Source organism: Streptococcus sp. A23 (genome assembly GCF_043674155.1).
Classification (GTDB): Bacteria; Bacillota; Bacilli; order Lactobacillales; family Streptococcaceae; genus Streptococcus; species Streptococcus suis_V.
Window position 1 is genome coordinate 1 of the sequence record NZ_JBIMJP010000023.1, and the last position, 26,142, is coordinate 26,142.

Sequence of the window (26,142 nt, forward strand, 5' to 3'; positions counted from 1 at the left end):
TGGCTCGGTAGCTCAGTTGGTAGAGCAATGGATTGAAGCTCCATGTGTCGGCGGTTCGATTCCGTCTCGCGCCATTACCCAAGATCATCTTGGGCGCGTAGCTCAGATGGTTAGAGCGCACGCCTGATAAGCGTGAGGTCGGTGGTTCGATTCCACTCGTGCCCATTTCATTCGTTATTAAGGAGAATTACTCAAGAGGCTGAAGAGGACGGTTTGCTAAATCGTTAGGTCGGGTAACTGGCGCAAGGGTTCGAATCCCTTATTCTCCGTAGTAAAGAGATATCGTTAGATAATCTCTTTTTATTTTACACAAATTGGGTGACAGTCATGAATAAATTTTTTCGCTATCTCTTATACGCTCTTTCAGTTGTAATTATATCGTTTTCTTTGCTTTTTCTTTCGACGAGGGTCAATATATTTAATGGATTTTCAGTCGTTACTAATGGACTTTCAACTGTTCATAGGTTTGTTGGTTGGCCTTTTCAATCCTTAGCGCGACAGAAGAATATTGTAGAAGACTTATTTGCCAGTTACGATGAAAATAGTGACCTTAAGTCTTCAATTATGGCACTTGGCAATGTTCAATCACAGAATGAAAGTTTGGTGAAAGAAAACGAAAACTTGAGAAAGAATCTTGCTATGAAGGAGGAGTATTCTAGCTTAGATTTTACAGCTGCTATGGTTGTTTCTCGTTCGCCAATGGCTTGGAACCAGACCCTAACGGTCGATATGGGGGAAAATGATGGAATAACCTTAAACAGTTTGGTATTGTCAAATAATGGTTTGATTGGTTTTGTTTCAGATATGACGTCGACTAGTTCAGTAGTTTCCTTGTTTACGAATGACTCTTTTGAGTTAAAAGTGCCCGTCAAGATTATTCTGGGATCTGACTCGGTTTATGGTATTCTATCTGGTTATGATGTTGAATCAAATAGCTTTATCATTTCGCAGTTGAATGAAGAAAGGGAGATAAAGGTAGGGAGTCAGGTTGTGACGAGCGATTTTGGTGGAACTGTGCCGGCAAATCTGCCAGTGGGGAAGGTTCAGTCTGTGCAGGAAAATGCAAGTAGCAGTGAAAAGTCTGTATTTGTCTCACCTGCGGCTGATTTTTCCAATCTATATTCGGTGTTAATGATTGGTAAATAATATGAGAAATAAATGGTTTCCTATTCTATTCCTAAGTTTTTCTGTGCTTATTTTTCTATTGGATGGGCAACTAGCCCTCTTGTATACAAATTTTTTACCGGGATTTTTGTCAGCGAGTTCCTATCTTCTTTTTTTCTATGCCTTGTATGTTAGTTTGCAATGTCGATTTTCTCAGACAGTTCTTCCAGTGGCCATTTTAGGTTTTCTTTTTGATATTTATTACTTAGATCTTATTGGTGTGGCTACGGTATTATTCCCAGTTCTCTTGTATTTCGTTTATTATTTTAGTGATAAGTTACCTTGGAAATTTGGGACCTTGCTTATGATGCAGTTTGTCATGATTTTCTTTTTTGAAATGATTGGCTTTCTTTTGGCACGAGTGTTTAGCTTATCTCATCTGTCTATTTTCATTTTTCTCTTCTATCATTTACTTCCAACTCTGATTATCAATACTCTGATTTTTATATTTATTTATCCATGGCTAGGCCGATTTTTTTTCCATCACAGTTAAGACATAAAAGTGTAATAAACGCGTAATATTAGGGCGCATTTTTTGTGATAGAATAATAGAAGTCAGAAAGTATAGAGGAGTATCTTGCAATATGAAGAAACAAGTAATTGCTACACTATTTTTGAGCACGATCGTTCTTTCTCAAGTAGGTAATGTAGCGACAATCAGTGCAAATGATACTGATAGTAAAATTGCCGCTCAAGATGAGAAAATAAATTCGATTGCAGCTCAACAAGCTTCAGCACAAGCAGAGGTTGAAGCACTTCAAGGAAAAGTCAATGCCATCTATGCAGAACAGGATGCATTGAATGCAGAAAATGAACGGTTAGAAGAAGAATCTGCTCAATTGAGCGCTGAAATTGAGCGTCTGTCTGCGGATATTGTTTCACGTGATGGTGTCTTAAAAGAGCAAGCTCGTAGTGCTCAAGTAAATGGTTCTGCAACTAGCTATATCAATACTGTATTGGATTCAAAATCGCTCGTTGATGCAGTATCTCGTGTTAACGCTATGCGTGAAATTGTTTCGGCAAACAAACGTATGTTGGAACAACAAAAATTAGATAAAGAAGCTATTGAAGAAAAACAAATCGCTAACCAAGAAGCGATTAACGTTGTATATGCTAACAAGCAAAAATTAGAAGATGCAGCGGTTGAGTTGAAAACACAAGAAGCATCTTTGAAAGCAGCTCAATTGAACTTGGCTGCTGAAAAAGCAACTGCTGAAAATGAAAAAGCATCTTTGCTTGCTCAAAAAGCAGCAGCTGAAGAAGCAGCGCGTAAGGCGGCTGAAGAGCAAGCAGCTTATCAGGCTCGTCAAGCTGAGCTTGCGGCTAAACAAAGACAGGCTGTAGCGCCAGTTATTTCTAATACTGTTGCAGCTGCCACACCAGCTCCTGCGACTCCTGCGGCAGAGACGCCAGCTCAAGCACAGGAAGCTACACCGGCTCCTGCTCCAGCAGTTGCGGCAGCTACACCGGCTGCTGAAGCGACAACGGTTGCCACACCAGTTGTTACTTACTCTGCAGGTAATACTTATCCTGTAGGTGAATGTACATGGGGTGTTAAACAGATTGCTCCTTGGGTAGGAAACTACTGGGGTAATGGTGGTCAATGGCTTGGTTCTGCAGCTGCAGCTGGTTTCAGAACTGGTTCGACACCACAAGTTGGCGCAGTTGCAGTATGGACCAATTCTTACTATGGTCACGTTGCAGTAGTAACAGCTGTAAATGGATCTGAAATTCAGGTAATGGAATCAAACTTTAACGGTAATCGTTATGTAAGTAATTTCCGTGGCTGGTTTAATGCTAGCTCCTCAGGAATTGCTGGCTACATTTATCCAAATTAAAATTTCATAGGACGTCTATTGGAGGCGTTCTATTTTTATTTGAAAAATGGAGAAAAAAGGTTTAAAATAGATAAGTAGAAATTTTTAGGAGGCAGTCATGGCGTTTTCTGACTTAATGTTGTTTGCTTTATCATCCAATCAAAAGCTTGCAGCTGAAGTAGCAAAAGAAATGGGAATTCCTTTAGGGAAGTCAAGTGTTCGTCAATTTTCTGATGGTGAAATCCAGGTAAATATCGAAGAATCGATTCGTGGTAGCCATGTGTACATCCTTCAATCAACAAGTTCTCCTGTAAATGATAACTTGATGGAGATTTTAATTATGGTAGATGCCTTGAAGAGGGCTTCTGCTGAGTCAGTTAACGTTGTGATGCCATACTATGGTTATGCACGCCAGGACCGTAAGGCTCGTTCTCGTGAGCCAATTACGTCAAAACTAGTAGCTAATATGTTAGAGACCGCAGGTGTAAATCGTCTCTTGACCATTGACCTCCATGCGGCACAAATTCAAGGTTTCTTTGATATTCCGGTCGACCATTTGATGGGTGCGCCTTTGATTGCAGATTATTTTGAGCGTCGTGGCATGATGGGAGATGGTTATGTGGTTGTATCTCCAGACCATGGTGGTGTGACCCGTGCACGGAAGTTGGCCCAATTCTTGAAAACACCGATTGCCATTATTGATAAGCGCCGTAGTGTCGATAAGATGAATACTTCTGAGGTTATGAATATCATCGGTGATATTAAGGGCAAGACCTGTATCTTGATTGATGATATGATTGATACGGCAGGAACAATTTGCCATGCGGCAGATGCTCTGGCCGAAGCTGGTGCAACAGCTGTCTATGCATCTTGTACCCACCCTGTCTTGTCTGGACCTGCTATGGATAATATCAGTAAGTCAGCCATAGAGAAACTGGTTGTCTTGGATACCATTGAGATTCCACAAGACCGTTTGATTGATAAGATTGAGCAGATTTCTATAGCGCATTTGTTGGCGGAAGCGATTATTCGTATCCATGAAAAACGTCCGCTGTCACCGCTGTTTGAATCACATAAAAGATAATGAGGGTAAAGGGGAGCGCAAGCTTCTCTTCTTTTTTTCTGTTCATTCTGCTGGAAATGTATTATAATAAACCTATATCTTTTTGAGGTGAATGTATGAATTTATTAGATCGTTTTAATAAAAATCTCAATCGAATTGAAGTGTCTATGATTCGTCAGTTTGATCAGTCGATTTCTCATATTCCTGGAGTTTTGAAATTAACGCTGGGCGAGCCTGATTTTACGACGCCAGACCATGTCAAGGAAGCGGCTAAGGCGGCCATTGATGACAACAAGAGTTATTATACTGGTATGGCAGGTCTTTTGGAATTGCGTCAGGCGGCAGCGGAATTTGTATTTGAAAAGTACAATCTGTCCTACAATCCAGAAACAGAAATCCTGTCAACTATTGGAGCGACAGAGGCTTTGTCGGCTAGCTTGGTGGCTATCTTAGAAGCTGGAGATACGGTGCTCTTGCCTGCGCCAGCTTATCCTGGTTATGAGCCGATTGTTAATATGGTCGGGGCAGATATTGTGGAAATTGATACGACGGCCAATGATTTTGTATTGACACCAGAGATGCTGGAACAAGCCATTATCGAGCAGGGAGACAAGCTCAAGGCGGTCATTCTCAACTATCCTGCTAATCCGACTGGTGTGACCTATTCACGTGAACAGATTGCGGCCTTTGCAGATGTTTTGCGCAAATACCCAATCTTTGTCTTGTCTGATGAGGTTTATGCTGAATTGACCTACACAGGTCAGCCTCATACGTCGATTGCGGAGTTTTTGCCTGAGCAGACCATTCTCATTCAAGGTCTGTCCAAATCCCATGCTATGACGGGATGGCGGATTGGTTTAATCATGAGTCAGGCGCCGATTATTGCGCAGATTATCAAGAGCCACCAGTACTTGGTGACAGCGGCATCGACAGCTATGCAGTACGGCGCGGTTGAGGCTTTGAAAAATGGTAAGGATGATGCTCTACCGATGCGAGCGGAGTACATCAAGCGTCGGGATTATATTATCGAGAAGATGACGGAGTTGGGCTTTAAGATTATCAAGCCAGATGGTGCCTTTTACATTTTTGCGAAAATTCCTGCGGGCTATAGTCAAGATTCCTTTAGCTTCTTACAGGAATTTGCCCAGAAAAAGGCGGTGGCCTTTATTCCGGGTGCGGCTTTCGGTCAATATGGTGAGGGCTATGTGCGGATTTCCTATGCAGCCAGCATGGAGTCTATCCAAACAGCCATGGTCCGTCTAAAAGAGTTTTTAGAAGAAAATGGAGCGAATTGAGACAAGGGGATTAGTCCTTTATAATCGCAATTACCGAGAAGACGACAAGTTGGTCAAGATTTTTACGGAACAGGCTGGCAAGCGGATGTTTTTCGTGAAACATGCCTCTAAGTCCAAGTTGGTTGCGGCTATTCAGCCCTTGACCTATGCGGATTTTATTGTCAAAATCAATGAAGAGGGTCTGTGCTATATCGAGGATTTTCATCAGGTTCAGCCCTTCAAGGAAATCAATGGGGATATTTTCAAGCTCAGCTACGCAACTTATTTGATGGCCTTGGCGGATGCTGCCTTGCAGGATAGGGTTCATGATGCGCCGCTCTTTGCCTTTTTGGTTAAGACTTTGGATTTGATGGAATCGGGCTTGGACTATGAGATTTTGACCAATATTTTTGAAATTCAACTGCTGGAGCGGTTTGGAATTGGGCTTAATTTTCACGAGTGTGCTTTTTGTCACCGAGTTGGCCTACCTTTTGACTATTCCTATCAATACAGTGGCGTTCTCTGTCCGCAACATTATCATAAGGATGAACGAAGGGCTCATCTGGACCCCAATGTGCCCTACTTGCTGGACCAACTTCAGGCCATTTCTTTTGATGATTTAGAAACCATTTCGATCAAGCCGGACATGAAACGGAAGTTGCGGCTCTTTATCGACCAGCTCTATGAGGAATATGTCGGTATTCACTTGAAGTCCAAGAAATTTATCGATGATTTGTCGTCTTGGGGGCAGATTATGAAGAAAGAAAATGAGGAAAACGAATGAAACGTATTGCAATTGATGCTATGGGTGGGGACCATGCCCCTCAGGCGGTCATTGAAGGGGTTAATCAGGCCCTCAAGGAATTTTCAGATATTGAAATTCAGCTCTATGGGGATGAGGCTAAAATCAAGCCCTATTTGACAGCGTCGGAGCGAGTGACCATTATCCATACGGATGAGAAAATCAATTCGGATGATGAACCAGTTCGAGCTATTCGTCGCAAGAAAAACTCTTCTATGGTTTTGGCGACTCAGGCTGTTAAGGATGGGCAGGCGGATGCAGTGCTATCAGCTGGAAATACGGGGGCTCTTCTGGCGGCAGGTGTCTTTGTTGTCGGTCGCATCAAGAATATTGATCGTCCCGGACTCATGTCCACTCTGCCGACTATGGATGGCAAGGGCTTTGATATGATGGATTTGGGGGCCAATGCAGAAAATACAGCTCATCACCTCTATCAGTATGGTATTCTTGGCTCATTTTATGCGGAGCATGTGCGTGGGGTCAAGAATCCGCGCGTGGCTCTCTTGAACAATGGTACGGAGGAAACCAAGGGAACACCTGTGCATCAAGAGGCTTTTGCTCTTCTCAGTCAGGAACCGTCTATCAACTTTATCGGCAATGTGGAGGCGCGTGAGTTGCTCAACGGCGTTGCTGATGTGGTTGTGACCGATGGTTTCACGGGAAACGCTGTGTTGAAAACAGTTGAAGGAACGGCTAAGTCTATCGTCGGTCAGTTGACAGGTGCTATCAAATCAGGTAGTTTCCTAGCCAAAATCGGTGGTCTCTTGCTCAAACCGACCTTGAAGAAGGCTCTAGGAGCCTTGGATTACAAGACGGCAGGCGGCGCAGTCTTATTGGGACTCAAAGCTCCGGTTATTAAAGCGCACGGGTCTAGCGATGCAACAGCTATTTTCTATACGATAAAGCAGGTTCGTCAGATTTTGGATGCTAATATAGTAGAAAAATCAGTGGCCAAATTTTCACCAGTGGAGAACAATCATGACTAGAGAGCAAGTTTATCAGAAGATTGTGGAGATGATTCAAGAGGAGAAGGGAGAGGACTTTCTTGTCCAGCCTGATTCTTCCTTGATGGACAATATTGCCCAAGATTCAGTTGAGGTCATGGAATTTGTTCTTAATTTGGAAGATGAATTTGGTGTCGACGTGCCAGATGCTGCCATTGAGCGATTCGAGACCTTGGCTGATATAGCAGATTTTATTTATGATGAAAAACAAAAACGTTCGTAGTTTACGGGCGTTTTTCTTTATTTTTTGTAAATAATTAGGTTATTTTTTGAATTGACGAATATTATTTGATAAGATAGAGTGAAAGACTAGTATATCTTACGAAAGGCGAACATTTTCATGAAAACAGACCTTATCTATTCAGGAAAAGCTAAGGATATTTACGCAACGACGGATGGCCAGCAAATTGTGGCGGTTTACAAGGATCAGGCGACGGCTTTTAATGGTGGGAAGAAAGAAGAGGTAGTTGGCAAGGGGCGACTCAACAATCTGATTTCTTCCTTGATTTTTGAAAAGATGGAGGCTGCAGGAATTGCAACTCACTTTATCAAACGCCTGTCTGATATCGAGCAGCTCAATAAAAAGGTGGACATCATTCCGCTGGAAGTGGTCTTGCGCAATGTCACGGCTGGTTCTTTTTCCAAACGTTTTGGGGTGGAAGAAGGGCTAGAACTTGCGACGCCTATTGTAGAATTTTACTATAAAAACGATGACTTAGATGATCCTTTTATCAATGACGAACACGTTGCTTTTCTGGATTTAGCAAGTGCGGAGGACCTTGCCTATATCAAGGCAGAAACGCGGAAAATCAACGATTTCTTGCAGGATTTGTTTGCTCAGATTGGTCTGCGCTTAGTCGATTTTAAACTGGAATTTGGCTATGACAAGGATGGTAATATTCTATTGGCGGATGAATTTTCTCCGGATAATTGCCGACTGTGGGATGCGAACGGTAATCATCTGGACAAGGATGTTTTCCGGAGAAATCTTGGGTCTCTAACGGATGTTTATGAGTTGGTATTGACAAAATTGCAGGAAGTGAAATAGGGGATTGGTAGCTTAGATATGGCGAAACGGATTTTTGTTGAGAAGAAGGCAGATTTTCAGATTAAGGCGGAGGTTTTGCTCAAGGAATTAGTCCACAATTTGCAGTTGAACAGTCTGTCTAGTTTGCGTTTGGTGCAGGTTTACGATGTCTTTGGCTTGGAAGAAGACTTGTTTGAGCAGGCAGTCAAGCATATTTTTACAGAACAGGTGACGGATAAGGTCTTGACTGAGAAAGATTTGGAGCTAAATCAGGCTGTTTCTTTTGCGATTGAGGCCTTGCCGGGACAATTTGACCAGCGCGCAGCTAGTGCCCAGGAAGCCTTATTACTCTTAGGTAGCCGTCAAGAGGTTCGTGTCAATACCGGTCAGCTTTACATTTTGAATGCAGATGTGATCGAAGACGACTTAGCTGCGATTAAGAAATACTTGCTCAACCCAGTTGATTCCCGTTTTAAGGATATGGATGTGCCTTTGTTATCTCAGGAATTTTCTGTATCTGATGCGACAATTCCGACCTTGGACTTTTTTGAAACGTATACGGAAGCAGATTTTGCGGCCTACAAGCGTGAGGCTGGTTTGGCCATGGAAGTGGAAGACCTGCTTTTCATTCAGGACTATTTCAAGTCAATCGGTCGTGTGCCAACCGAAACAGAGCTCAAGGTTTTGGATACCTATTGGAGTGACCACTGCCGCCATACGACATTTGAGACAGAACTTAGGTCTATTGACTTTTCAGCTTCAAAATTCCACAAGCAATTGCAGGCGACTTATGACAAGTATCTTGCTATGCGAACTGAGTTGGGTCGGACAGATAAGCCACAGACGCTTATGGATATGGCGACGATTTTTGGCCGTTATGAGCGAGCAAATGGTCGTCTGGATGATATGGAAGTGTCAGATGAAATCAATGCCTGCTCGGTGGAAATTGAAGTGGATGTGGATGGTGTAAAAGAGCCATGGCTCCTTATGTTCAAGAATGAAACCCACAATCACCCAACAGAAATCGAACCTTTCGGTGGTGCCGCAACCTGTATCGGTGGAGCCATTCGTGATCCCTTGTCAGGTCGTTCCTATGTTTATCAGGCCATGCGAATTTCAGGTGCAGGTGATATTACCCAACCTCTGACAGCTACTCGCTCAGGGAAATTGCCACAGCAAATCATTTCAAAAACAGCGGCGCATGGTTATTCTTCATACGGAAACCAAATTGGTCTGGCGACCACCTATGTGCGTGAGTATTTCCACCCAGGCTTTATCGCTAAACGGATGGAACTTGGTGCCGTGGTCGGTGCCGCTCCAAAGGAAAATGTGGTTCGTGAAAAACCAACTGCAGGCGATGTGGTCATTTTGTTGGGTGGCAAAACAGGCCGTGACGGAATCGGTGGGGCAACAGGCTCTTCCAAAGTGCAGACGGTTGAGTCTGTGGAAACGTCTGGAGCGGAAGTCCAAAAAGGAAATGCCATTGAAGAACGCAAAATTCAGCGTTTGTTCCGTAATGGTGACGTGACTCGCTTGATTAAAAAATCCAATGACTTCGGTGCAGGCGGTGTCTGCGTAGCCATTGGTGAGCTGGCAGACGGTATTGAAATCGACTTGGATAAGGTTCCACTCAAGTATGCTGGCCTGAATGGTACGGAGATTGCCATTTCTGAATCACAAGAGCGGATGAGTGTAGTTGTCCGTCCTCAAGATGTGGAAACCTTTATCGCAGCCTGCCGTCAGGAAAATATTCATGCGGTTGTTGTAGCCAAAGTCACTGAAAAACCAAACCTGGTCATGACTTGGAATGGTCAAACCATAGTCGATTTGAAACGTTCCTTCCTTGATACCAATGGTGTGCGCGTGGTGGTGGATGCCAAGGTGGTTGACAGCACTGTCAATTTACCAGAAATGCGTAAAACATCTGCTGAAACCCTGCAAGAAGACTTGAAAGAACTTTTATCAGACCTCAACCATACTAGTCAAAAAGGTTTGCAGACCATTTTCGACTCATCTGTTGGTCGTTCAACCGTCAACCACCCACTCGGAGGTCGTCACCAGCTGACACCGACAGAAAGCTCTGTGCAGAAACTACCTGTCCAACACGGTGTGACGACAACGGCTTCCGTCATGGCTCAGGGTTATCATCCGTATCTGGCAGACTGGTCACCTTACCACGGAGCAGCCTATGCGGTCATCGAAGCGACAGCTCGCTTGGTGGCAACAGGGGCTAACTGGTCCAAGGCTCGCTTCTCCTATCAGGAGTATTTCCAGCGCATGGACAAGCAGGCTGAGCGTTTCGGTCAGCCAGTAGCAGCACTACTGGGATCTATCGAGGCTCAGATCCAGCTTGGCTTGCCGTCTATCGGTGGCAAGGATTCCATGTCTGGTACCTTTGAGGACTTGACTGTACCGCCGACCTTGGTTGCCTTTGGTGTGACAACGGCAGACAGTCGCAAGGTTCTATCGCCTGAGTTCAAAGCGGCTGGTGAGTATATTTATTATTTACCAGGTCAAGCCTTGTCGGAAGACATTGATTTCGCCTTGATTAAGTCTAATTTTGAGACTTTTGAAAAATGGCAGAGCGATTATGCGATTACGGCTGCTAGTGCAGTCAAGTATGGTGGTGTCTTAGAAAGTCTAGCCCTCATGTCCTTTGGTAACCAAATCGGTGCAGAAGTCGAGCTGGCGGAACTTGAAACTAGCCTGACAGGTCAGCTAGGTGGCTTTGTCTTCACATCCAAAGAAGACATTCCAGATGCTGTGAAAATCGGTCAAACGACTACAGACTTTGCACTGCTTGTCAATGGTGTCAATCTAGCCGGACAAGACTTAAAAGCTGCTTTTGAAGGTAAGTTGGAAGAAGTCTATCCAACAGCCTTTGAACAGGCGACAGACTTACAGGATGTTCCAGCAATTACCAGTTCAGCAGTTCTACAAGCCAAGGAAACAGTAGAAGTACCGCTTGTTTACATCCCAGTCTTCCCAGGAACTAACTCAGAATACGACTCCGCCAAAGCATTTGAACAGGCTGGTGCCAAGGTCAAATTGGTTCCTTTCGTGACGCTGGATGCGGCAAGTATTGAGCAGTCGGTTGACATCATGGTTGACAACATTGAAAAGGCCAACATTCTCTTCTTCGCAGGTGGATTCTCCGCTGCGGATGAACCAGACGGGTCTGCTAAGTTTATCGTGACTATCTTACGAAACGCCAAGGTCCGCTCTGCTATTGACCGTTTCATCGAAAAAGGTGGCCTCATCATCGGTATTTGTAATGGTTTCCAGGCACTTGTCAAATCGGGCTTGCTACCTTATGGAAACTTTGAGGAGGCGGGTGAAAGCAGTCCGACCCTCTTCTACAACGATGCCAACCAGCACGTTGCCAAAATGGTGGAAACGCGGATTGCCAATGTCAACTCACCGTGGTTGGCAGGTGTCCAAGTCGGTGACATTCATGCTATCCCAGTTTCCCACGGTGAAGGAAAATTTGTAGTGACGGACGCGGAATTTGCTACTTTGCGTGATAATGGGCAAATCTTCAGTCAGTATGTTGACTTTACTGGTCAGCCAAGCATGGATTCTAAGTACAATCCAAATGGATCCAGCCATGCCATTGAAGGTATTACTAGCCGCAATGGACAAATCATCGGGAAAATGGGACACTCGGAGCGGTACGAGGACGGTCTCTTCCAAAACATTCCAGGCATGAAAGACCAAGGACTCTTTGTTTCAGCAGTTCGCTATTTTACAGGAAAATAACTATGACATACGAAGTTAAATCACTCAATGAAGAATGCGGGGTTTTCGGCATTTGGGGACACCCGCAGGCTGCTCAGGTGACCTATTTTGGTCTGCATAGCTTGCAGCACCGAGGACAAGAAGGAGCAGGGATTGTTTCGAACAATCAGGGAACGCTTTATGGACATCGAGCTACAGGACTCTTATCTGAAGTTTTTAAAAATCCAGTTGATTTGGAAAGGTTAAAAGGGAATGCGGCAATCGGACATGTTCGTTATGCAACAGCTGGTTCAGCGGACATTCGAAATATCCAACCCTTTCTTTATAAATTTCATGATGAAGCTTTTGGATTAGCCCATAATGGGAACTTGACCAATGCAATTTCTCTCAGAAAAGAATTGGAAGCGCAAGGTGCTATTTTCAATGCCTCGTCAGATACTGAAATTCTCATGCACCTGATTCGTCGCAGCCACAATCCAAATTTTATGGGTAAGGTCAAGGAGGCTTTGAGCATTGTCAAGGGAGGCTTTGCCTATCTCTTGATGACAGAGGACAAGCTGATTGCGGCCTTGGATCCAAATGGATTCCGTCCCCTATCTATCGGGAAGATGAAAAATGGAGCCTGGGTTATTGCCAGCGAAACTTGTGCCTTTGAAGTAGTTGGAGCTGAGTGGGTACGGGATGTCGAACCTGGAGAGATTGTCATCATCGATGATGTGGGTATCCACTATGATAGTTACACAAGTGATACCCAATTGGCGATCTGTTCGATGGAATATGTCTACTTTGCCCGACCTGATTCGACTATTCATGGTGTCAATGTCCACACGGCACGAAAAAATATGGGCAAACGCTTAGCGCAGGAATTTCAACATGAAGCCGACATTGTGGTCGGTGTGCCAAATTCTTCTCTCAGCGCAGCCATGGGCTTTGCCGAAGAATCAGGCTTGCCAAATGAGATGGGTTTGGTGAAAAATCAGTACACTCAGCGTACCTTTATCCAACCAACCCAGGAGCTCCGTGAGCAGGGAGTTCGCATGAAGTTGTCTGCTGTTTCTGGGGTTGTTAAGGGCAAACGTGTGGTCATGATTGACGATTCCATCGTGCGTGGAACGACTAGCCGGCGGATTGTTCAGCTCTTGCGAGAGGCAGGGGCAGCAGAAGTCCATGTGGCAATCGGCAGTCCAGAGCTCAAGTACCCGTGTTTCTATGGTATTGATATTCAGACCCGTCGGGAGCTGATTTCAGCCAACCACACCGTTGAGGAAGTCTGTGAGATTATTGGAGCAGATAGCCTGACCTATCTTTCTCTTGAGGGGATGATTGAAGCCATCGGTATTGACACAGATGCTCCCAATGGAGGACTTTGTGTAGCTTATTTTGATGGTGAGTATCCAACGCCTCTTTATGACTATGAGGAAGAATATTTGCGTAGTTTAGAAGAACAGACAAGTTTTTACATCGAAAAGGTCAAATAATTAAGAAGGAAGATTGATATGTCAAAAAATGCTTATGCCCAGTCGGGCGTTGACGTCGAAGCTGGCTACGAAGTGGTTGAGCGGATTAAAAAGCATGTAGCCCGTACTGAACGACTAGGTGTCATGGGGGCCCTCGGTGGTTTTGGTGGCATGTTTGATTTGACGCAATTAGACGTCAAAGAGCCAGTCTTGGTATCTGGGACAGATGGCGTGGGAACCAAGCTCATGCTAGCTATCCAGTACGACAAACATGATACCATTGGTCAGGACTGCGTGGCTATGTGCGTCAACGACATCATCGCAGCAGGTGCGGAGCCGCTTTACTTCCTCGACTACATCGCGACTGGAAAAAATGAGCCAGCCAAGCTGGAGCAGGTGGTTGCAGGTGTTGCGGAAGGCTGTGTCCAGGCAGGTTGTGGGCTGATTGGTGGCGAGACGGCTGAGATGCCTGGCATGTACGGCGAGGACGACTACGATTTGGCTGGTTTTGCGGTTGGTATTGCAGAAAAATCCCAGCTCATCGACGGCAGCAAGGTCAAAGAAGGCGATGTCTTGCTCGGCTTGGCCTCAAGTGGTATCCACTCCAATGGTTACTCACTGGTGCGCCGGGTCTTTGCGGATGTTTCTGGCGATGCTCTGTTACCAGAGCTCAATGGCAGAGCTCTGAAGGATGTTCTCTTAGAGCCGACCCGTATCTATGTCCAGCAGGTGTTGCCTCTGGTAAAAGCAGGGCTGGTCAACGGCATTGCCCACATCACAGGCGGTGGTTTCATTGAAAATATTCCCCGTATGTTTGCAGGCAATCTTGCAGCTGAAATTGAGGAAGATAAGATTCCAGTCCTTCCAATCTTTACAGCCCTTGAAACATACGGCCAGATCAAACATGAAGAAATGTTTGAAATCTTCAATATGGGTATCGGTCTGGTACTGGCTGTCAGTCCAGAGCAGGTGGAGAAAGTCCGTGAATTGGTAGGCGAAGAAGTCTATGAAATCGGCCGCATTATCACTAAGGAAGACAAGAGCGTGGTCATCAAATGAAACGAATAGCTGTTTTTGCCAGCGGGTCTGGTTCTAATTTCCAAGTCATCGCAGAGCAGTTTGAAGTAGCCTTCCTCTTTTCAGACCGTAGAAATGCCTATGTCCTGGAACGGGCTGAAAAACTTGGTGTGCCAGCATTTACTTTTGAATTAAAAGAATTTGCGGATAAGCAGGCTTACGAAGAAGCCCTCATCCAACTCTTAGACCAGCATCAGATTGACTTGGTTGTCTTGGCAGGCTATATGAAGATTGTTGGTCCGACCTTGTTAGCTCAATATGAAGGTCGTATCATCAACATTCACCCAGCCTACTTGCCTGAATTTCCAGGAGCTCACGGGATTGAAGATGCTTGGCAGGCAGGCGTGTCTGAAAGTGGCGTAACAGTCCACTGGGTTGACAGCGGCGTCGACACAGGACAAATTATCCAGCAAGTCCGAGTACCAAGGCTGGCTGACGATAGCTTAGAAACCTTTGAAGCTAGAATACATGAAGCCGAGTACCAACTCTATCCAGCAGTTTTGGAGGTGTTGGGGGCAGTGAAAAAATAAGGAGAAATCATGACAAAACGCGCACTAATTAGCGTATCAGATAAAAATGGTATTGTAGAATTTGCCCAAGAATTGACCAAGCTTGGTTGGGAAATCATTTCGACAGGAGGCACAAAGGTTGCCTTGGATCAGGCAGGCGTAACGACTATCGCCATTGACGATGTGACTGGTTTTCCTGAGATGATGGACGGCCGTGTTAAGACGCTTCATCCCAAAATCCATGGTGGTTTGCTGGCTCGTCGGGATTTGGACAGCCACCTGCAAGCAGCTAAAGACCATGAAATTGGCTTGATTGACTTGGTAGTGGTCAACCTTTATCCCTTCAAAGAGACTATTTTACGTCCAGATGTGACCTACGACTTGGCGGTGGAGAACATCGACATCGGCGGTCCGTCCATGCTTCGTTCGGCAGCCAAAAACCACGCCAGCGTAACGGTTGTGGTGGATCCGGCAGATTATCCGACGGTTTTAGGGGAGATAGCAGAGCAGGGTCAGACGACCTACCCAACGCGTCAGCGATTGGCTGCCAAGGTCTTCCGTCACACCGCAGCCTATGACGCCCTTATTGCAGACTACTTTACCAAGCAAGTCGGTGAAGAGAAGCCTGAAAAACTCACCATTACCTACGATCTTAATCAGCCTATGCGTTACGGAGAAAATCCTCAGCAATATGCGGATTTCTACCAAAATGCCCTTCCGACAGACTATTCTATTGCAGCTGCTAAGCAGTTAAACGGTAAGGAATTGTCCTTCAATAACATTCGGGATGCGGATGCGGCCATTCGGATTATCCGTGATTTTAAGGACCGTCCAACTGTTGTGGCCCTCAAGCATATGAACCCTTGTGGTATCGGTCAGGCTGAAACTATTGAACAGGCTTGGAATTACGCTTATGAGGCTGACCCAGTATCAATTTTCGGAGGCATCGTCGTGCTGAACAGGGAAGTGGATGCTGCGACGGCTGAAAAGATGCACCCGATTTTCTTAGAAATCATTATCGCACCTAGCTACTCGGCAGAAGCGCTAGCTATTTTGACCAATAAAAAGAAAAACCTTCGGATTTTGGAATTGGCCTTTGACGCACAGGATGCAAGCGAAGTGGAAAAAGAGTTCACAGGCGTTGTCGGCGGGCTTTTGGTGCAGGATCAGGACGTGGTGGTGGAAAGCCCAGCGGACTGGCAGGTGGTGACCGAGCGTCAACCGTCCGAGCAAGAGTGGGCAGCCATGGAGTTCGCCTGGAAGTCCTCTAAGTATGTCAAGTCCAACGGCATCATCATCACTAATGACAAGATGACCTTGGGCGTGGGGCCGGGGCAAACAAACCGTGTGGCTTCCGTCCGCATCGCTATCGAGCAAGCCAAGGAGCGTTTGGATGGAGCCGTATTGGCATCGGATGCCTTTTTCCCATTTGCTGATAATGTGGAAGAAATCGCAGCGGCAGGCATCAAGGCTATTATCCAGCCAGGTGGCTCTGTTCGCGACCAAGACTCCATTGACATGGCTAACAAGTACGGCTTGACCATGGTCTTTACAGGAGTAAGACATTTTAGACATTGAGAAATTTGATGCAAGAAAGACACCCCAGCTGGAGAAGTTGGGGTGGTTTTTGGTATAATAGTTCTATGATTTTAAAACCTTTTACGAAATGGACAGGTGGGAAGCGGAAGTTATTAACGCAGCTACATGAACACTTGCCATTAGAATACAATAGATATTTTGAACCGTTTGTTGGGGGAGGAGCACTATTCTTTGATTTAGCTCCCGAAAATGCCGTAATAAACGATTTTAATGAGGAATTGATAAATACTTATTTACAGATACGGGATAATCCAGAAGCATTGCTTGATTTATTACATATCCATCAAGAGAACAATTCCAAGGAATATTATTTGAATGTTCGTTCGGTTGACAGAGATGGTAGAATAGAAACTATGTCCGATGTAGAGCGAGCAGCACGCATACTGTATATGCTACGAGTAGATTTTAATGGTCTATATAGGGTGAACTCTAAAAATCAGTTTAATGTTCCTTACGGTAGGTACAAAAATCCAAAGATAGTAGACTCGGAACTTATTCTTAGTGTATCAAGATACTTAAATGATAACAATATTTTAATTATGCAAGGTGATTTTGTTACGGCAGTTGAAGAAGCTGTTGCAGGAGATTTTGTATATTTTGATCCTCCATATGTTCCTATAACGGCTACTAGCTCTTTTACTTCCTATACGCATGAAGGTTTTTCGGATGAGGATCAGCGTCGATTAAGAGATACTTTCATAGATTTAGACCGAAGAGGAGTTAATGTAATGCTTTCTAACTCTTCAAGCCCAGTAGTTGAAGAATTGTACGCTGGTTTTAATATTTCCCGAGTAGATGTATCGAGAACGAATGGAGCAAGTAATTCCAGTCGTGGAAAAATTCAAGAAATTATTGTAAGAAATTATGGCGAATAACGAATATAAGTATGGAGGGGTCTTAATGAACAAACCATACTATCATAAAAATAAAGCTATTTTGGTACACGCAGATACATTTGAATTTTTGAATAAAATGAAACCAGAGAGCATGGATATGATTTTTGCAGATCCTCCATATTTTTTAAGTAATGGGGGAATTTCTAACTCTGGAGGTCAAGTTGTTTCCGTAGATAAGGGGGATTGGGATAAGGTTAATTCTTTAGAAGAAAAACATAAATTTAATAGGGAGTGGATTCGCTTAGCCAAAAATGTGTTGAAACCAAATGGGACCATTTGGATTTCAGGGAGCTTTCACAATATTTATTCAGTGGGGATGGCCTTAGAACAAGAAGGTTTTAAAATACTAAATAATATTACTTGGCAGAAGACAAATCCTGCCCCAAATCTTTCCTGTCGTTACTTTACTCATTCAACGGAAACTATTTTATGGGCTCGAAAAGATGATAAAAAAGCTCGTCATTATTATAATTACGAACTTATGAAAGAACTCAATGATGGCAAACAAATGAAAGATGTTTGGGTTGGAGGACTAACAAAAAAATCTGAAAAATGGGCAGGTAAGCATCCGACTCAGAAACCAGAATATCTTTTAGAACGTATTATTTTAGCTTCAACTCAAGAAGGAGATTACATACTTGATCCATTTGTAGGAAGCGGGACGACAGGAGTGGTTGCCAAACGTTTAGGAAGAAAATTTATTGGGATTGATGCTGAACGGGATTATTTAAAAATCGCGAGAACTAGATTGGATAAGGAAGATGGCAAGAAGAATTTTTCATAGTTGGTTTGAAACTTTTACAGATACGGTTGCTGATTGGAACTACTATGTTGACTTTACAAAAGTTTTTAATAATATGAACGACCTGTATTTGAGAACTAATTTGAATATCTTGAATACGTTGGTAGGGAGTAAACAAATTCGAGAAGATTTTATCGCAATCTGTGAAAAGTATCCAGATGTGTTAACTATCATACCAATTCTTTTGGCTATACGTTTGGAATCTAAAGGCCGAGGAAAAAATCGTAAACCAATTGCTTTACCTATTCGCGAGTATGGGGACGATGCTATAATAAGCTACGATTTTGATTTTTATTCTCCTAACTATACCATAGAGAATTATGCAGATTTGCTAGAGAATACAGGTGTTTTTGAACTACTGCAATCACATCTAGTTAAAAACTTACAGGACTATGTTTACGGTGTAGAAGTCGGGTTAGATTCAAATGGTCGTAAAAATAGAATGGGTAAGATAATGGAAGCTTTGGTTGAAAGAGAACTTTGGAATGCAGGACTAAAAGAAAAAACGGACTACTATAAACAAATAAGTACTAAGCAAATTGAATCACTATTTCATATTGATTTAAGTGCCATAACGAATAATGGTAAAAATCATAAGAAATTCGATTTTGCAATTCACGCAAATGGTCAATTGTATTTAACGGAAGTAAATTTCTATTCTAAATCAGGGTCAAAACCAAATGAAACCACACGTTCATATGAAAATTTAGCAGAAAAACTTACTGAAATTTCGAATGTTCATTTTGTTTGGATAACAGATGGTGAAGGTTGGCAAAGGTCTAAATCTAATTTAGAGGAGGCATTTGAAAGAATACCAAGATTGTACAATCTCCATGATATTCGGAATAAAAATATTAAAGAGTTATTAGAAATGGAGATGGACTAATGAATTTGCAAGCTTATATAAATTTATCTTCTGAAGAACGCTTAAAAATATTTTTAAGTACTTTATCAGTTACTAATCGAACGCCAGATTACTATGTCAATTGGTCTAAGGTTGCACGAGAAACAAAAAAATATGAGTTAGAATTAAATACTTTGAATTATTTAATTGGTAAAGATGATATATACAACGAAGCGTTGCAACTTTTTAATAAACAACCAAATTTATTAAAAGCTATACCAAGTTTGATTGCAAGTCGTGATAAAACACTGGATATTTTATCAATTGATGCCGATGATAATATGAGTTTTGATAACTTAGATTTTGCAAAAATTGATGAGGATAGAATTGTAGATTATACTAACTTTGTAGAAGCAACAGGATTATTAGATTTTTTGCAAAAGAAAGCCAATCGCTCTCTAGTGGACTACGTTTATGGAGTAGAGGCGGGACTTGACAGTAATGCTCGTAAGAATAGAAGCGGAACTACCATGGAGGGGATTTTAGAGCGAACAGTAGCACATGTCTGTAAAGAATATGGATTGGAGTTTAAGGCACAAGCAACAGCTCCATTTATAAAGGATAATTGGGGGATTGAGGTCCCTGTTGATAAGTCGGAACGCCGATTTGATGTTGCTGTATTTTCAAAAGATAAACATAAAGTATGGTTAATTGAAACGAATTATTATGGTGGAGGCGGTAGTAAGTTAAAGGCTGTAGCTGGAGAATTTACAGAATTAAGCCAATTTGTAACAAAATCGGTAGATGATGTGAATTTTGTTTGGGTAACGGATGGTCAGGGATGGAAGACTGCCCATCTTCCTTTAGCAGAAGCATTTGGTCATATAACCCATGTCTTCAATCTCGACATGCTAAAACAAGGTTACTTATATGATTTGTTTAGATAATCAAATTTGCTCACCTTGTGTGAGCTTTTTCCATTCCCGAACGTTTCCTTGTTCTTTCTATCAAAAACCGTCTATTTTTGCTATACTGTTTATAGAAAATCCGTTTTTGAGGTGGGAAAAATGAAACTTTTGGTCGTTGGGTCTGGTGGTCGTGAACACGCTATTGCAAAGAAATTGATAGAGTCTGAGCAGGTAGAACAGGTCTTTGTTGCTCCTGGAAATGACGGAATGACTTTAGACGGTATTGAATTGGTTAATATCGGAATTTCCGAACATTCCGCTCTCATCAACTTTGCCAAGGAAAATGATATTGCTTGGACTTTTGTTGGTCCAGATGATGCTTTGGCAGCAGGTATCGTTGATGATTTTGAACAGGCGGGACTAAAGGCTTTTGGTCCGAGTCGTCTAGCCGCGGAGCTGGAGTGGTCAAAAGACTTTGCCAAACAAATCATGGTCAAATACGGTATTCCAACAGCAGCCTTTGGCACATTTTCCAACTTCGAAGAAGCCAAAACCTACATCGAAGAGCAGGGTGCACCAATCGTGGTCAAGGCGGACGGCTTGGCACTGGGCAAGGGCGTGGTCGTGGCGGAAACCGTCGAGCAGGCGGTTGAAGCAGCACGGGAGATGCTCTTGGACAACAAGTTCGGCGACTCAGGTGCCTGCGTGGTCATCGAGGAGTTCTTGGTGGGCGAGGAGTTTTCCCTCTTTGCCTTGGTCAACGGCGACCAGTTCTATATCCTGCCGACAGCCCAGGACCACAAGCGTGCCTTTGACGGCGACCAAGGTCCCAACACAGGCGGTATGGGGGCTTATGCTCCTGTTCCCCACCTGCCTCAAAGCGTGGTGGACACAGCGGTTGACACCATTGTCAAACCTATTCTGGACGGCATGATTGCTGAAGAGCGACCTTATCTTGGCGTGCTCTATGCTGGCTTGATTCTGACCGACCAAGGTCCCAAGGTCATCGAGTTTAACGCCCGTTTTGGCGACCCAGAAACCCAGATTATCCTGCCTCGTCTGACCTCCGACTTTGCTCAGAGCATTGACGACATCCTCCACAAACGTCCTACCCAGCTAACCTGGCTGGAAAACGGCGTGACGCTGGGCGTAGTCGTGGCTTCAAACGGCTACCCTCTGGACTACGCAAAAGGCGTAGAGTTGCCAGCGAAGACCGAGGGCGACATCACGACCTACTATGCAGGGGCTCGTTTTGCGGAAAATAGCAGAGCACTGCTATCAAACGGCGGTCGGGTTTATATGCTAGTCACCACAGCAGACACCGTCCAAGAAGCCCAAGAAAAAATTTACTCGGAGCTGAAAAATCAAGATACGACAGGCCTCTTTTATCGGACAGATATTGGAAGCAAGGCCGTAAAATAAGGGATAAAGAAAAGGAAAGACAATCATGAACATTCCAATTTCCATCATCATGGGTTCTAGTTCTGACTGGAAAACCATGAAAAAAGCAGCAGACGTGCTGGACAAATTTGGCGTAGCCTATGAAAAGAAAGTAGTGTCTGCCCACCGCACCCCAGACCTCATGTTCCGTCACGCCGAAGAAGCTCGCGGTCGTGGCATTAAGGTCATCATCGCAGGAGCGGGCGGTGCGGCTCATTTGCCAGGTATGGTAGCAGCCAAAACCACCCTGCCTGTTATCGGTGTTCCCGTCCAATCTCGTGCCCTCAGCGGTGTGGATTCGCTCTACTCTATCGTGCAAATGCCTGGTGGTGTACCTGTTGCGACCATGGCAATCGGTGAAGCAGGTGCCACCAATGCAGCCTTGATCGCTCTTCGTATTCTCTCCATTGAAGACCAAACCATTGCAGCTCAGCTGGCAGATTTTGCCAAGGAACAAGAAAAAATTGCGGAGGCGATGACAGATGACCTCATCTAAGACAATTGGAATTATCGGCGGCGGTCAGCTGGGGCAGATGATGGCTATTTCTGCTATTTACATGGGTCACAAGGTGATCACGCTGGATCCTGCGGCGGACTGCCCAGCTTCCAAGGTCAGCGAGGTTATCGTTGCTCCCTATCACGATGTGGCGGCCCTCAAACAGTTGGCGGAGCGGTGCGATGTCCTGACCTACGAGTTTGAAAATGTCGATGCCGACGGACTGGACGCGGTCATCAAGGACGGCCAGCTCCCTCAGGGGACAGACCTCCTTCGCATTTCCCAAAATCGTATTTTTGAGAAGGATTTTTTGGCAAAAAAAGCTGGCGTGCAAGTCGCCCCTTACAAAGTCGTCACCTCTAGCCTAGATTTAGAAGGTCTGGACCTCAGCAAAAACTACGTCTTGAAAACAGCCACTGGGGGCTATGATGGACATGGCCAGAAGGTCATTCGAGAAGAGGCGGACTTGGAGGCGGCTAGTCAGTTGGCTAACTCTGCCGAGTGTGTTTTGGAAGAGTTTGTGAATTTTGACCTGGAAATCTCCGTCCTTGTGTCTGGCAATGGCTCCGACTACACCGTCTTTCCTGTGCAGGAAAATATCCACCGCAATAATATACTTTACAAAACTATCGTGCCTGCCCGTATTTCAGATGAACTTGCTGAAAAAGCCAAAACTATGGCTTTGCAAATCGCAGATAAACTTCAATTAGCAGGTACCCTTTGTGTTGAAATGTTTGTGGCAGGGCAAGAAATTCTTGTGAATGAGATTGCCCCTCGACCACACAATTCAGGACATTATTCCATTGAAGCTTGTGATTTTTCACAGTTTGATACCCAAATCCGAGGCATTCTAGGGGAGCCTCTATCTCCTATACGCCTGCTCTCTCCAGCTGTCATGATTAACGTCCTAGGACAAGACATGGAAGCAGTCCAAACCTTTCTTCAAGAAAATCCTACCGCCCATCCCCACTTTTATGGTAAACTAGAAGCGAAGCACAATCGCAAAATGGGACATGTGACGGTGTTGACGGATGACGTTGAGGTGGCCTTGTAGTAGTGTGGCTACAGTATCAATGCTATTTAGTTGCTAGCTTTGCATTGATGGTTTATTTATGGAATTAAATCGTCAAGTTGTTAAAGGAAATCTGAGATAGATTGGATAAGCAATAAGTAAACTTTTTAAATGTAAGGAGAAACAATGATCAATCGTTATTCCCGTCCAGAGATGGCGGCTATTTGGAGTGAAGAGAACAAGTACAAGGCTTGGTTGGAGGTGGAAATCCTCGCAGATGAGGCTTGGGCTGAGTTGGGCGAGATTCCCAAGGAAGATGTAGCCTTGATTCGTGAGAAGGCGACTTTTGACATCGACCGCATTTTAGAAATCGAAGAAGAAACCCGTCACGATGTGGTGGCTTTCACGCGTGCGGTTTCGGAAAGTCTTGGTGAGGAACGCAAGTGGGTCCACTACGGTCTGACATCGACCGATGTGGTGGATACGGCTTACGGCTACCTCTACAAGCAGGCTAACGACATTATCCGTCGCGATCTTGAAAACTTTACCACTATCATCGCCGACAAGGCGCGTGAGCACAAGTACACCATCATGATGGGGCGGACCCACGGTGTCCATGCAGAGCCAACGACCTTCGGTTTGAAACTGGCGACTTGGTATAGCGAAATGAAACGCAATATGGAGCGTTTTGATGTGGCTGCCAAGGGTGTTGAAGCTGGTAAAATTTCAGGTGCGGTTGGAAACTTTGCTAACATTCCTCCATTTGTGGAAGAGTATGTTTGTGGCAAATTGGGAATTCGTCCGCAGGAAATTTCTACCCAGGTCCTTCCTCGTGACCTTCACGCAGAATATTTCTCAGCCCTAGCCTTGATTGCAACGTCTATCGAGCGTATGGCGACAGAAATCCGTGGACTGCAAAAATCTGAACAACGTGAAGTCGAAGAGTATTTCGCCAAAGGCCAAAAGGGCAGCTCTGCTATGCCCCATAAACGCAACCCTATCGGTTCTGAAAATATGACCGGTCTGGCTCGTGTGGTGCGTGGTCACTTGGTGACGGCTTTTGAGAATGTGGCTCTCTGGCACGAACGCGATATTTCCCACTCGTCAGCGGAGCGGATTATCACTCCGGATACGACCATTCTTATCAACTATATGCTCAATCGTTTTGGTAATATTGTCAAGAACTTGACGGTCTTCCCTGAAAATATGAAACGCAATATGGAGTCGACTTTTGGCTTGATTTACAGCCAGCGTGTTATGCTCAGCTTGATTGAGAAAGGTATGACCCGTGAGGAAGCCTATGATTTGGTGCAACCAAAAACGGCGCAGTCATGGGATAATCAAGTGGACTTCAAGCCCCTTCTCGAAGCGGATGAGCGCGTGACGGCTAAACTCAGTCAAGAAGAAATCGATGAACTCTTCAACCCAGACTACTATGCTAAGCGGGTGGATGACATCTTTGAACGACTTGGATTATAAAAAATCAAAATTCTTTGGATTTTCCAGAGAATTTTTTAGTTTTCCTTAAGCTTGGCGACTTATACTCTATTCAAGCTAGAAATAGCCCATTCTTTTTCATATAATCTCCAGAAAACAGTCAGCAAGAATTAGCTGACTGTTTTTGTATAAAAAATCAAAAAATCCTTGACTCATCCCTAGGGTAATAGTGTATGTTAGGACTATTAAAACAGATGGAGGTTGCTTATGCAGGTCAAAGATGTGGAGAAGTTGACAGGCTTGTCAACTAAGGCGCTTCGGCTGTATGAGGAAAAGGGTCTGATTGAACTGGCGAGAAATCCGCTCAACGATTACCGTGATTATTCGGAGGAAAATGTACGTCAGCTTCGCTTGATTAAGTTGCTCCGCTATTTTGAGTTTTCCTTAGCAGAGATTACGGACCTCCTAGCCTTGCCAGAGGAGGACTTGCAGTCAGCCTTGCATGAGAAAAAGCGGGGAATCAATCAGCAAGCAGAAGAATTGAGAGACAAGGTTGATTTGTTGGACCAGGTGGTCAGAGATTTGGGTAAGAAAGAGGATTGGTTGGAAGAAGCACAGGAATCCATTGCTTTTGTGGAAAGCGGTGAATTTCAAGACTTCAAACAAGATTTAGAAGATGCCTTGCTACCAAGTATTTGGATGACTCTCTTGCAGACCTTGTCGCTATCAGGTCCGATTCTCTGGTTGTTTACCCGAATCCAAGAGGGTCGTCAGGAAAATCTTTTCCTACTAGCAGTGGTTTCCCTGCTAGCAACCGCTTGGATAACGCTTCTCTGGAGAGATTACATCGTGACCTGGTGGAAACATCGAGACAAGGTTCGCCAGAAGAATCGTAGTCAGGCTTGGTGGATTCCGATTGGTCTCATCTCCCTCGTAGGTGGGATTGCCTACTTTGTTCTTGTCGACTGGTTGACCGAAAGATTTTTCCTACCAAGCGATTGGCACTTCTATGAGTATTCGACTGGTCTGGGTAAGGTTGCTACATTGTTTATCATGGTTTTTCTCGTTTTTCTTTTGGGAAAACTGGCGAGGCTGGTGAAAGTATCTTGGAAATATGGCTTGGGTCTGGCAGGCGGTTGTATCCTATTGACCGCTCTGCTGATTTCTACCACAACAGCAGTGACCAAAGACCAGATTATCGACATCAATCTGCTGGCTCCGTCCAAGTCATATCTTTACAGCGATGTCAAGTCTATCTGGACAGGATTTGGAGCAAAGGTTTTTACCTTGGATGAAGCTGAAAAGCAGGGGCAGTTTAGCTATCGCATTCAGCTTGACGGAAAGGAAATTGTGTTTATGCAACCAGCTGTTAATCAGAACTTGGTACCTGACGATACCTACATCGAACTAGAGGAGTTTGATGGGCAGTTGATGAATCTGAAAATTACCAAAGAAAGTTCGACAGAGGGAAGTCAGTATAATGAGTTAGATTCGCACTATCTAGAGCGATTTTTGCGGATTATTGAAAAGAAATAAGCGTAAATCCTGTTTTAGTTTCCCTTAAGTTTGACGAGTTATACTTTATCCAAGCTAAAAATAGCAGAAATACTTTTCACCTAAAGGTGTCCCTAGCTCTAAGTCGCAAGCGACAAGAGCTAGGTATCATATAATCTCCGGAAAATGCCAGACTTAGTCTGGTCTTCAGACTGAAGACAAACACTTAAGAGGCGTTTGTCTTTTTCTGTTTATTGGTCTGATAGTCGGTCTTTTTGCCAG

General features: G+C 44.2%; 23 protein-coding genes and 3 tRNA genes. All 26 read left to right on the plus strand.

Translation table 11 applies throughout. The annotated features are described in order from the left end of the window. Position 1 precedes the first annotated feature (1 nt). The 26 genes from ACHBIE_RS10085 (at position 2) to ACHBIE_RS10210 (ending at position 25,902) form a co-directional block, all read left to right on the plus strand. Positions 2–74 (plus strand) — tRNA-Phe (locus ACHBIE_RS10085). 17 nt (positions 75–91) lie between these two features. Then, positions 92–165, plus strand: a tRNA-Ile gene (locus ACHBIE_RS10090). Positions 166–181: 16 nt separating this feature from the next. Further along, a tRNA-Ser gene (locus tag ACHBIE_RS10095) sits at positions 182–269 on the plus strand. A 58-nt stretch (positions 270–327) separates the two neighbouring features. Then, entirely contained in the window at positions 328–1,146 is an 819-nt protein-coding gene (gene mreC, locus ACHBIE_RS10100; protein WP_170239592.1) for a rod shape-determining protein MreC, read from the plus strand. Between the two features lies 1 nt (position 1,147). After that, positions 1,148–1,657 carry a rod shape-determining protein MreD gene (gene mreD / locus ACHBIE_RS10105; RefSeq protein ID WP_257104987.1) on the plus strand — a complete coding sequence of 170 codons (510 nt, stop codon included), beginning with the start codon at positions 1,148–1,150 and terminating at the stop codon, positions 1,655–1,657. 91 nt (positions 1,658–1,748) lie between these two features. Beyond that, a complete protein-coding gene (pcsB, locus tag ACHBIE_RS10110) occupies positions 1,749–3,002 on the plus strand; it encodes a peptidoglycan hydrolase PcsB (RefSeq protein WP_105122066.1) in 1,254 nt (417 codons plus the stop codon). Positions 3,003–3,099: 97 nt separating this feature from the next. Further along, positions 3,100–4,065 (plus strand): ribose-phosphate diphosphokinase, encoded by a 966-nt coding sequence (locus tag ACHBIE_RS10115; RefSeq protein WP_105111631.1) that lies wholly within the window; start codon positions 3,100–3,102, stop codon positions 4,063–4,065. 95 nt (positions 4,066–4,160) lie between these two features. Continuing rightward, complete coding sequence (locus ACHBIE_RS10120; protein WP_105111632.1) at positions 4,161–5,339, plus strand: pyridoxal phosphate-dependent aminotransferase; 1,179 nt, start codon at positions 4,161–4,163, stop codon at positions 5,337–5,339. Beyond that, positions 5,326–6,102 carry a DNA repair protein RecO gene (gene recO / locus ACHBIE_RS10125; protein ID WP_394733262.1) on the plus strand — a complete coding sequence of 259 codons (777 nt, stop codon included), beginning with the start codon at positions 5,326–5,328 and terminating at the stop codon, positions 6,100–6,102. Before ACHBIE_RS10120 ends, recO begins: the two co-directional genes overlap by 14 nt. Continuing rightward, on the plus strand, positions 6,099–7,106 hold the full coding sequence (gene plsX / locus ACHBIE_RS10130) for a phosphate acyltransferase PlsX (RefSeq protein WP_105111634.1): 1,008 nt from the start codon (positions 6,099–6,101) through the stop codon (positions 7,104–7,106). Before recO ends, plsX begins: the two co-directional genes overlap by 4 nt. Then, a complete protein-coding gene (locus ACHBIE_RS10135; protein ID WP_105111635.1) occupies positions 7,099–7,347 on the plus strand; it encodes a phosphopantetheine-binding protein in 249 nt (82 codons plus the stop codon). Before plsX ends, ACHBIE_RS10135 begins: the two co-directional genes overlap by 8 nt. 117 nt (positions 7,348–7,464) lie before the next feature. Continuing rightward, positions 7,465–8,172 (plus strand): phosphoribosylaminoimidazolesuccinocarboxamide synthase, encoded by a 708-nt coding sequence (gene purC / locus ACHBIE_RS10140; protein WP_105111636.1) that lies wholly within the window; start codon positions 7,465–7,467, stop codon positions 8,170–8,172. 18 nt (positions 8,173–8,190) lie between these two features. Next, positions 8,191–11,910, plus strand: a complete 3,720-nt coding sequence (locus ACHBIE_RS10145; RefSeq protein WP_394733263.1) for a phosphoribosylformylglycinamidine synthase — start codon at positions 8,191–8,193, stop codon at positions 11,908–11,910. Positions 11,911–11,912: 2 nt separating this feature from the next. Beyond that, the gene (gene purF / locus ACHBIE_RS10150; protein WP_394733264.1) at positions 11,913–13,367 is read left to right on the plus strand and encodes an amidophosphoribosyltransferase; all 1,455 of its coding nucleotides are present in this window, start codon (positions 11,913–11,915) and stop codon (positions 13,365–13,367) included. Positions 13,368–13,385: 18 nt separating this feature from the next. Beyond that, a complete protein-coding gene (gene purM, locus ACHBIE_RS10155) occupies positions 13,386–14,405 on the plus strand; it encodes a phosphoribosylformylglycinamidine cyclo-ligase (protein WP_394733265.1) in 1,020 nt (339 codons plus the stop codon). Further along, the gene (purN, locus tag ACHBIE_RS10160; protein ID WP_394733266.1) at positions 14,402–14,953 is read left to right on the plus strand and encodes a phosphoribosylglycinamide formyltransferase; all 552 of its coding nucleotides are present in this window, start codon (positions 14,402–14,404) and stop codon (positions 14,951–14,953) included. Before purM ends, purN begins: the two co-directional genes overlap by 4 nt. Positions 14,954–14,962: 9 nt before the next feature. Further along, positions 14,963–16,510 (plus strand): bifunctional phosphoribosylaminoimidazolecarboxamide formyltransferase/IMP cyclohydrolase, encoded by a 1,548-nt coding sequence (gene purH / locus ACHBIE_RS10165; protein ID WP_394733267.1) that lies wholly within the window; start codon positions 14,963–14,965, stop codon positions 16,508–16,510. Between the two features lie 65 nt (positions 16,511–16,575). Further along, positions 16,576–17,406 (plus strand): DNA adenine methylase, encoded by an 831-nt coding sequence (locus ACHBIE_RS10170; protein WP_248054863.1) that lies wholly within the window; start codon positions 16,576–16,578, stop codon positions 17,404–17,406. Continuing rightward, entirely contained in the window at positions 17,396–18,211 is an 816-nt protein-coding gene (locus tag ACHBIE_RS10175; protein WP_394733268.1) for a DNA-methyltransferase, read from the plus strand. Before ACHBIE_RS10170 ends, ACHBIE_RS10175 begins: the two co-directional genes overlap by 11 nt. Further along, positions 18,189–19,115 (plus strand): type II restriction endonuclease, encoded by a 927-nt coding sequence (locus tag ACHBIE_RS10180; protein ID WP_394733269.1) that lies wholly within the window; start codon positions 18,189–18,191, stop codon positions 19,113–19,115. The genes ACHBIE_RS10175 and ACHBIE_RS10180 overlap by 23 nt, the downstream gene beginning before the upstream one ends. Beyond that, complete coding sequence (locus ACHBIE_RS10185) at positions 19,115–20,020, plus strand: type II restriction endonuclease (RefSeq protein ID WP_248054867.1); 906 nt, start codon at positions 19,115–19,117, stop codon at positions 20,018–20,020. The genes ACHBIE_RS10180 and ACHBIE_RS10185 overlap by 1 nt, the downstream gene beginning before the upstream one ends. A 120-nt stretch (positions 20,021–20,140) precedes the next feature. After that, positions 20,141–21,403, plus strand: coding sequence for a phosphoribosylamine--glycine ligase (gene purD, locus ACHBIE_RS10190; protein ID WP_394733270.1), 1,263 nt, complete (start codon positions 20,141–20,143; stop codon positions 21,401–21,403). Positions 21,404–21,428: 25 nt separating this feature from the next. After that, positions 21,429–21,917: a 5-(carboxyamino)imidazole ribonucleotide mutase gene (gene purE / locus ACHBIE_RS10195; RefSeq protein WP_172083793.1), complete on the plus strand. Its 489-nt coding sequence runs from the start codon at positions 21,429–21,431 to the stop codon at positions 21,915–21,917. Beyond that, positions 21,904–22,971 carry a 5-(carboxyamino)imidazole ribonucleotide synthase gene (purK, locus tag ACHBIE_RS10200; protein ID WP_394733271.1) on the plus strand — a complete coding sequence of 356 codons (1,068 nt, stop codon included), beginning with the start codon at positions 21,904–21,906 and terminating at the stop codon, positions 22,969–22,971. Before purE ends, purK begins: the two co-directional genes overlap by 14 nt. A 144-nt stretch (positions 22,972–23,115) precedes the next feature. Further along, on the plus strand, positions 23,116–24,408 hold the full coding sequence (purB, locus tag ACHBIE_RS10205; RefSeq protein WP_029179961.1) for an adenylosuccinate lyase: 1,293 nt from the start codon (positions 23,116–23,118) through the stop codon (positions 24,406–24,408). A gap of 225 nt (positions 24,409–24,633) precedes the next feature. After that, entirely contained in the window at positions 24,634–25,902 is a 1,269-nt protein-coding gene (locus ACHBIE_RS10210) for a MerR family transcriptional regulator (RefSeq protein WP_394733272.1), read from the plus strand. Positions 25,903–26,142 lie beyond the last annotated feature (240 nt).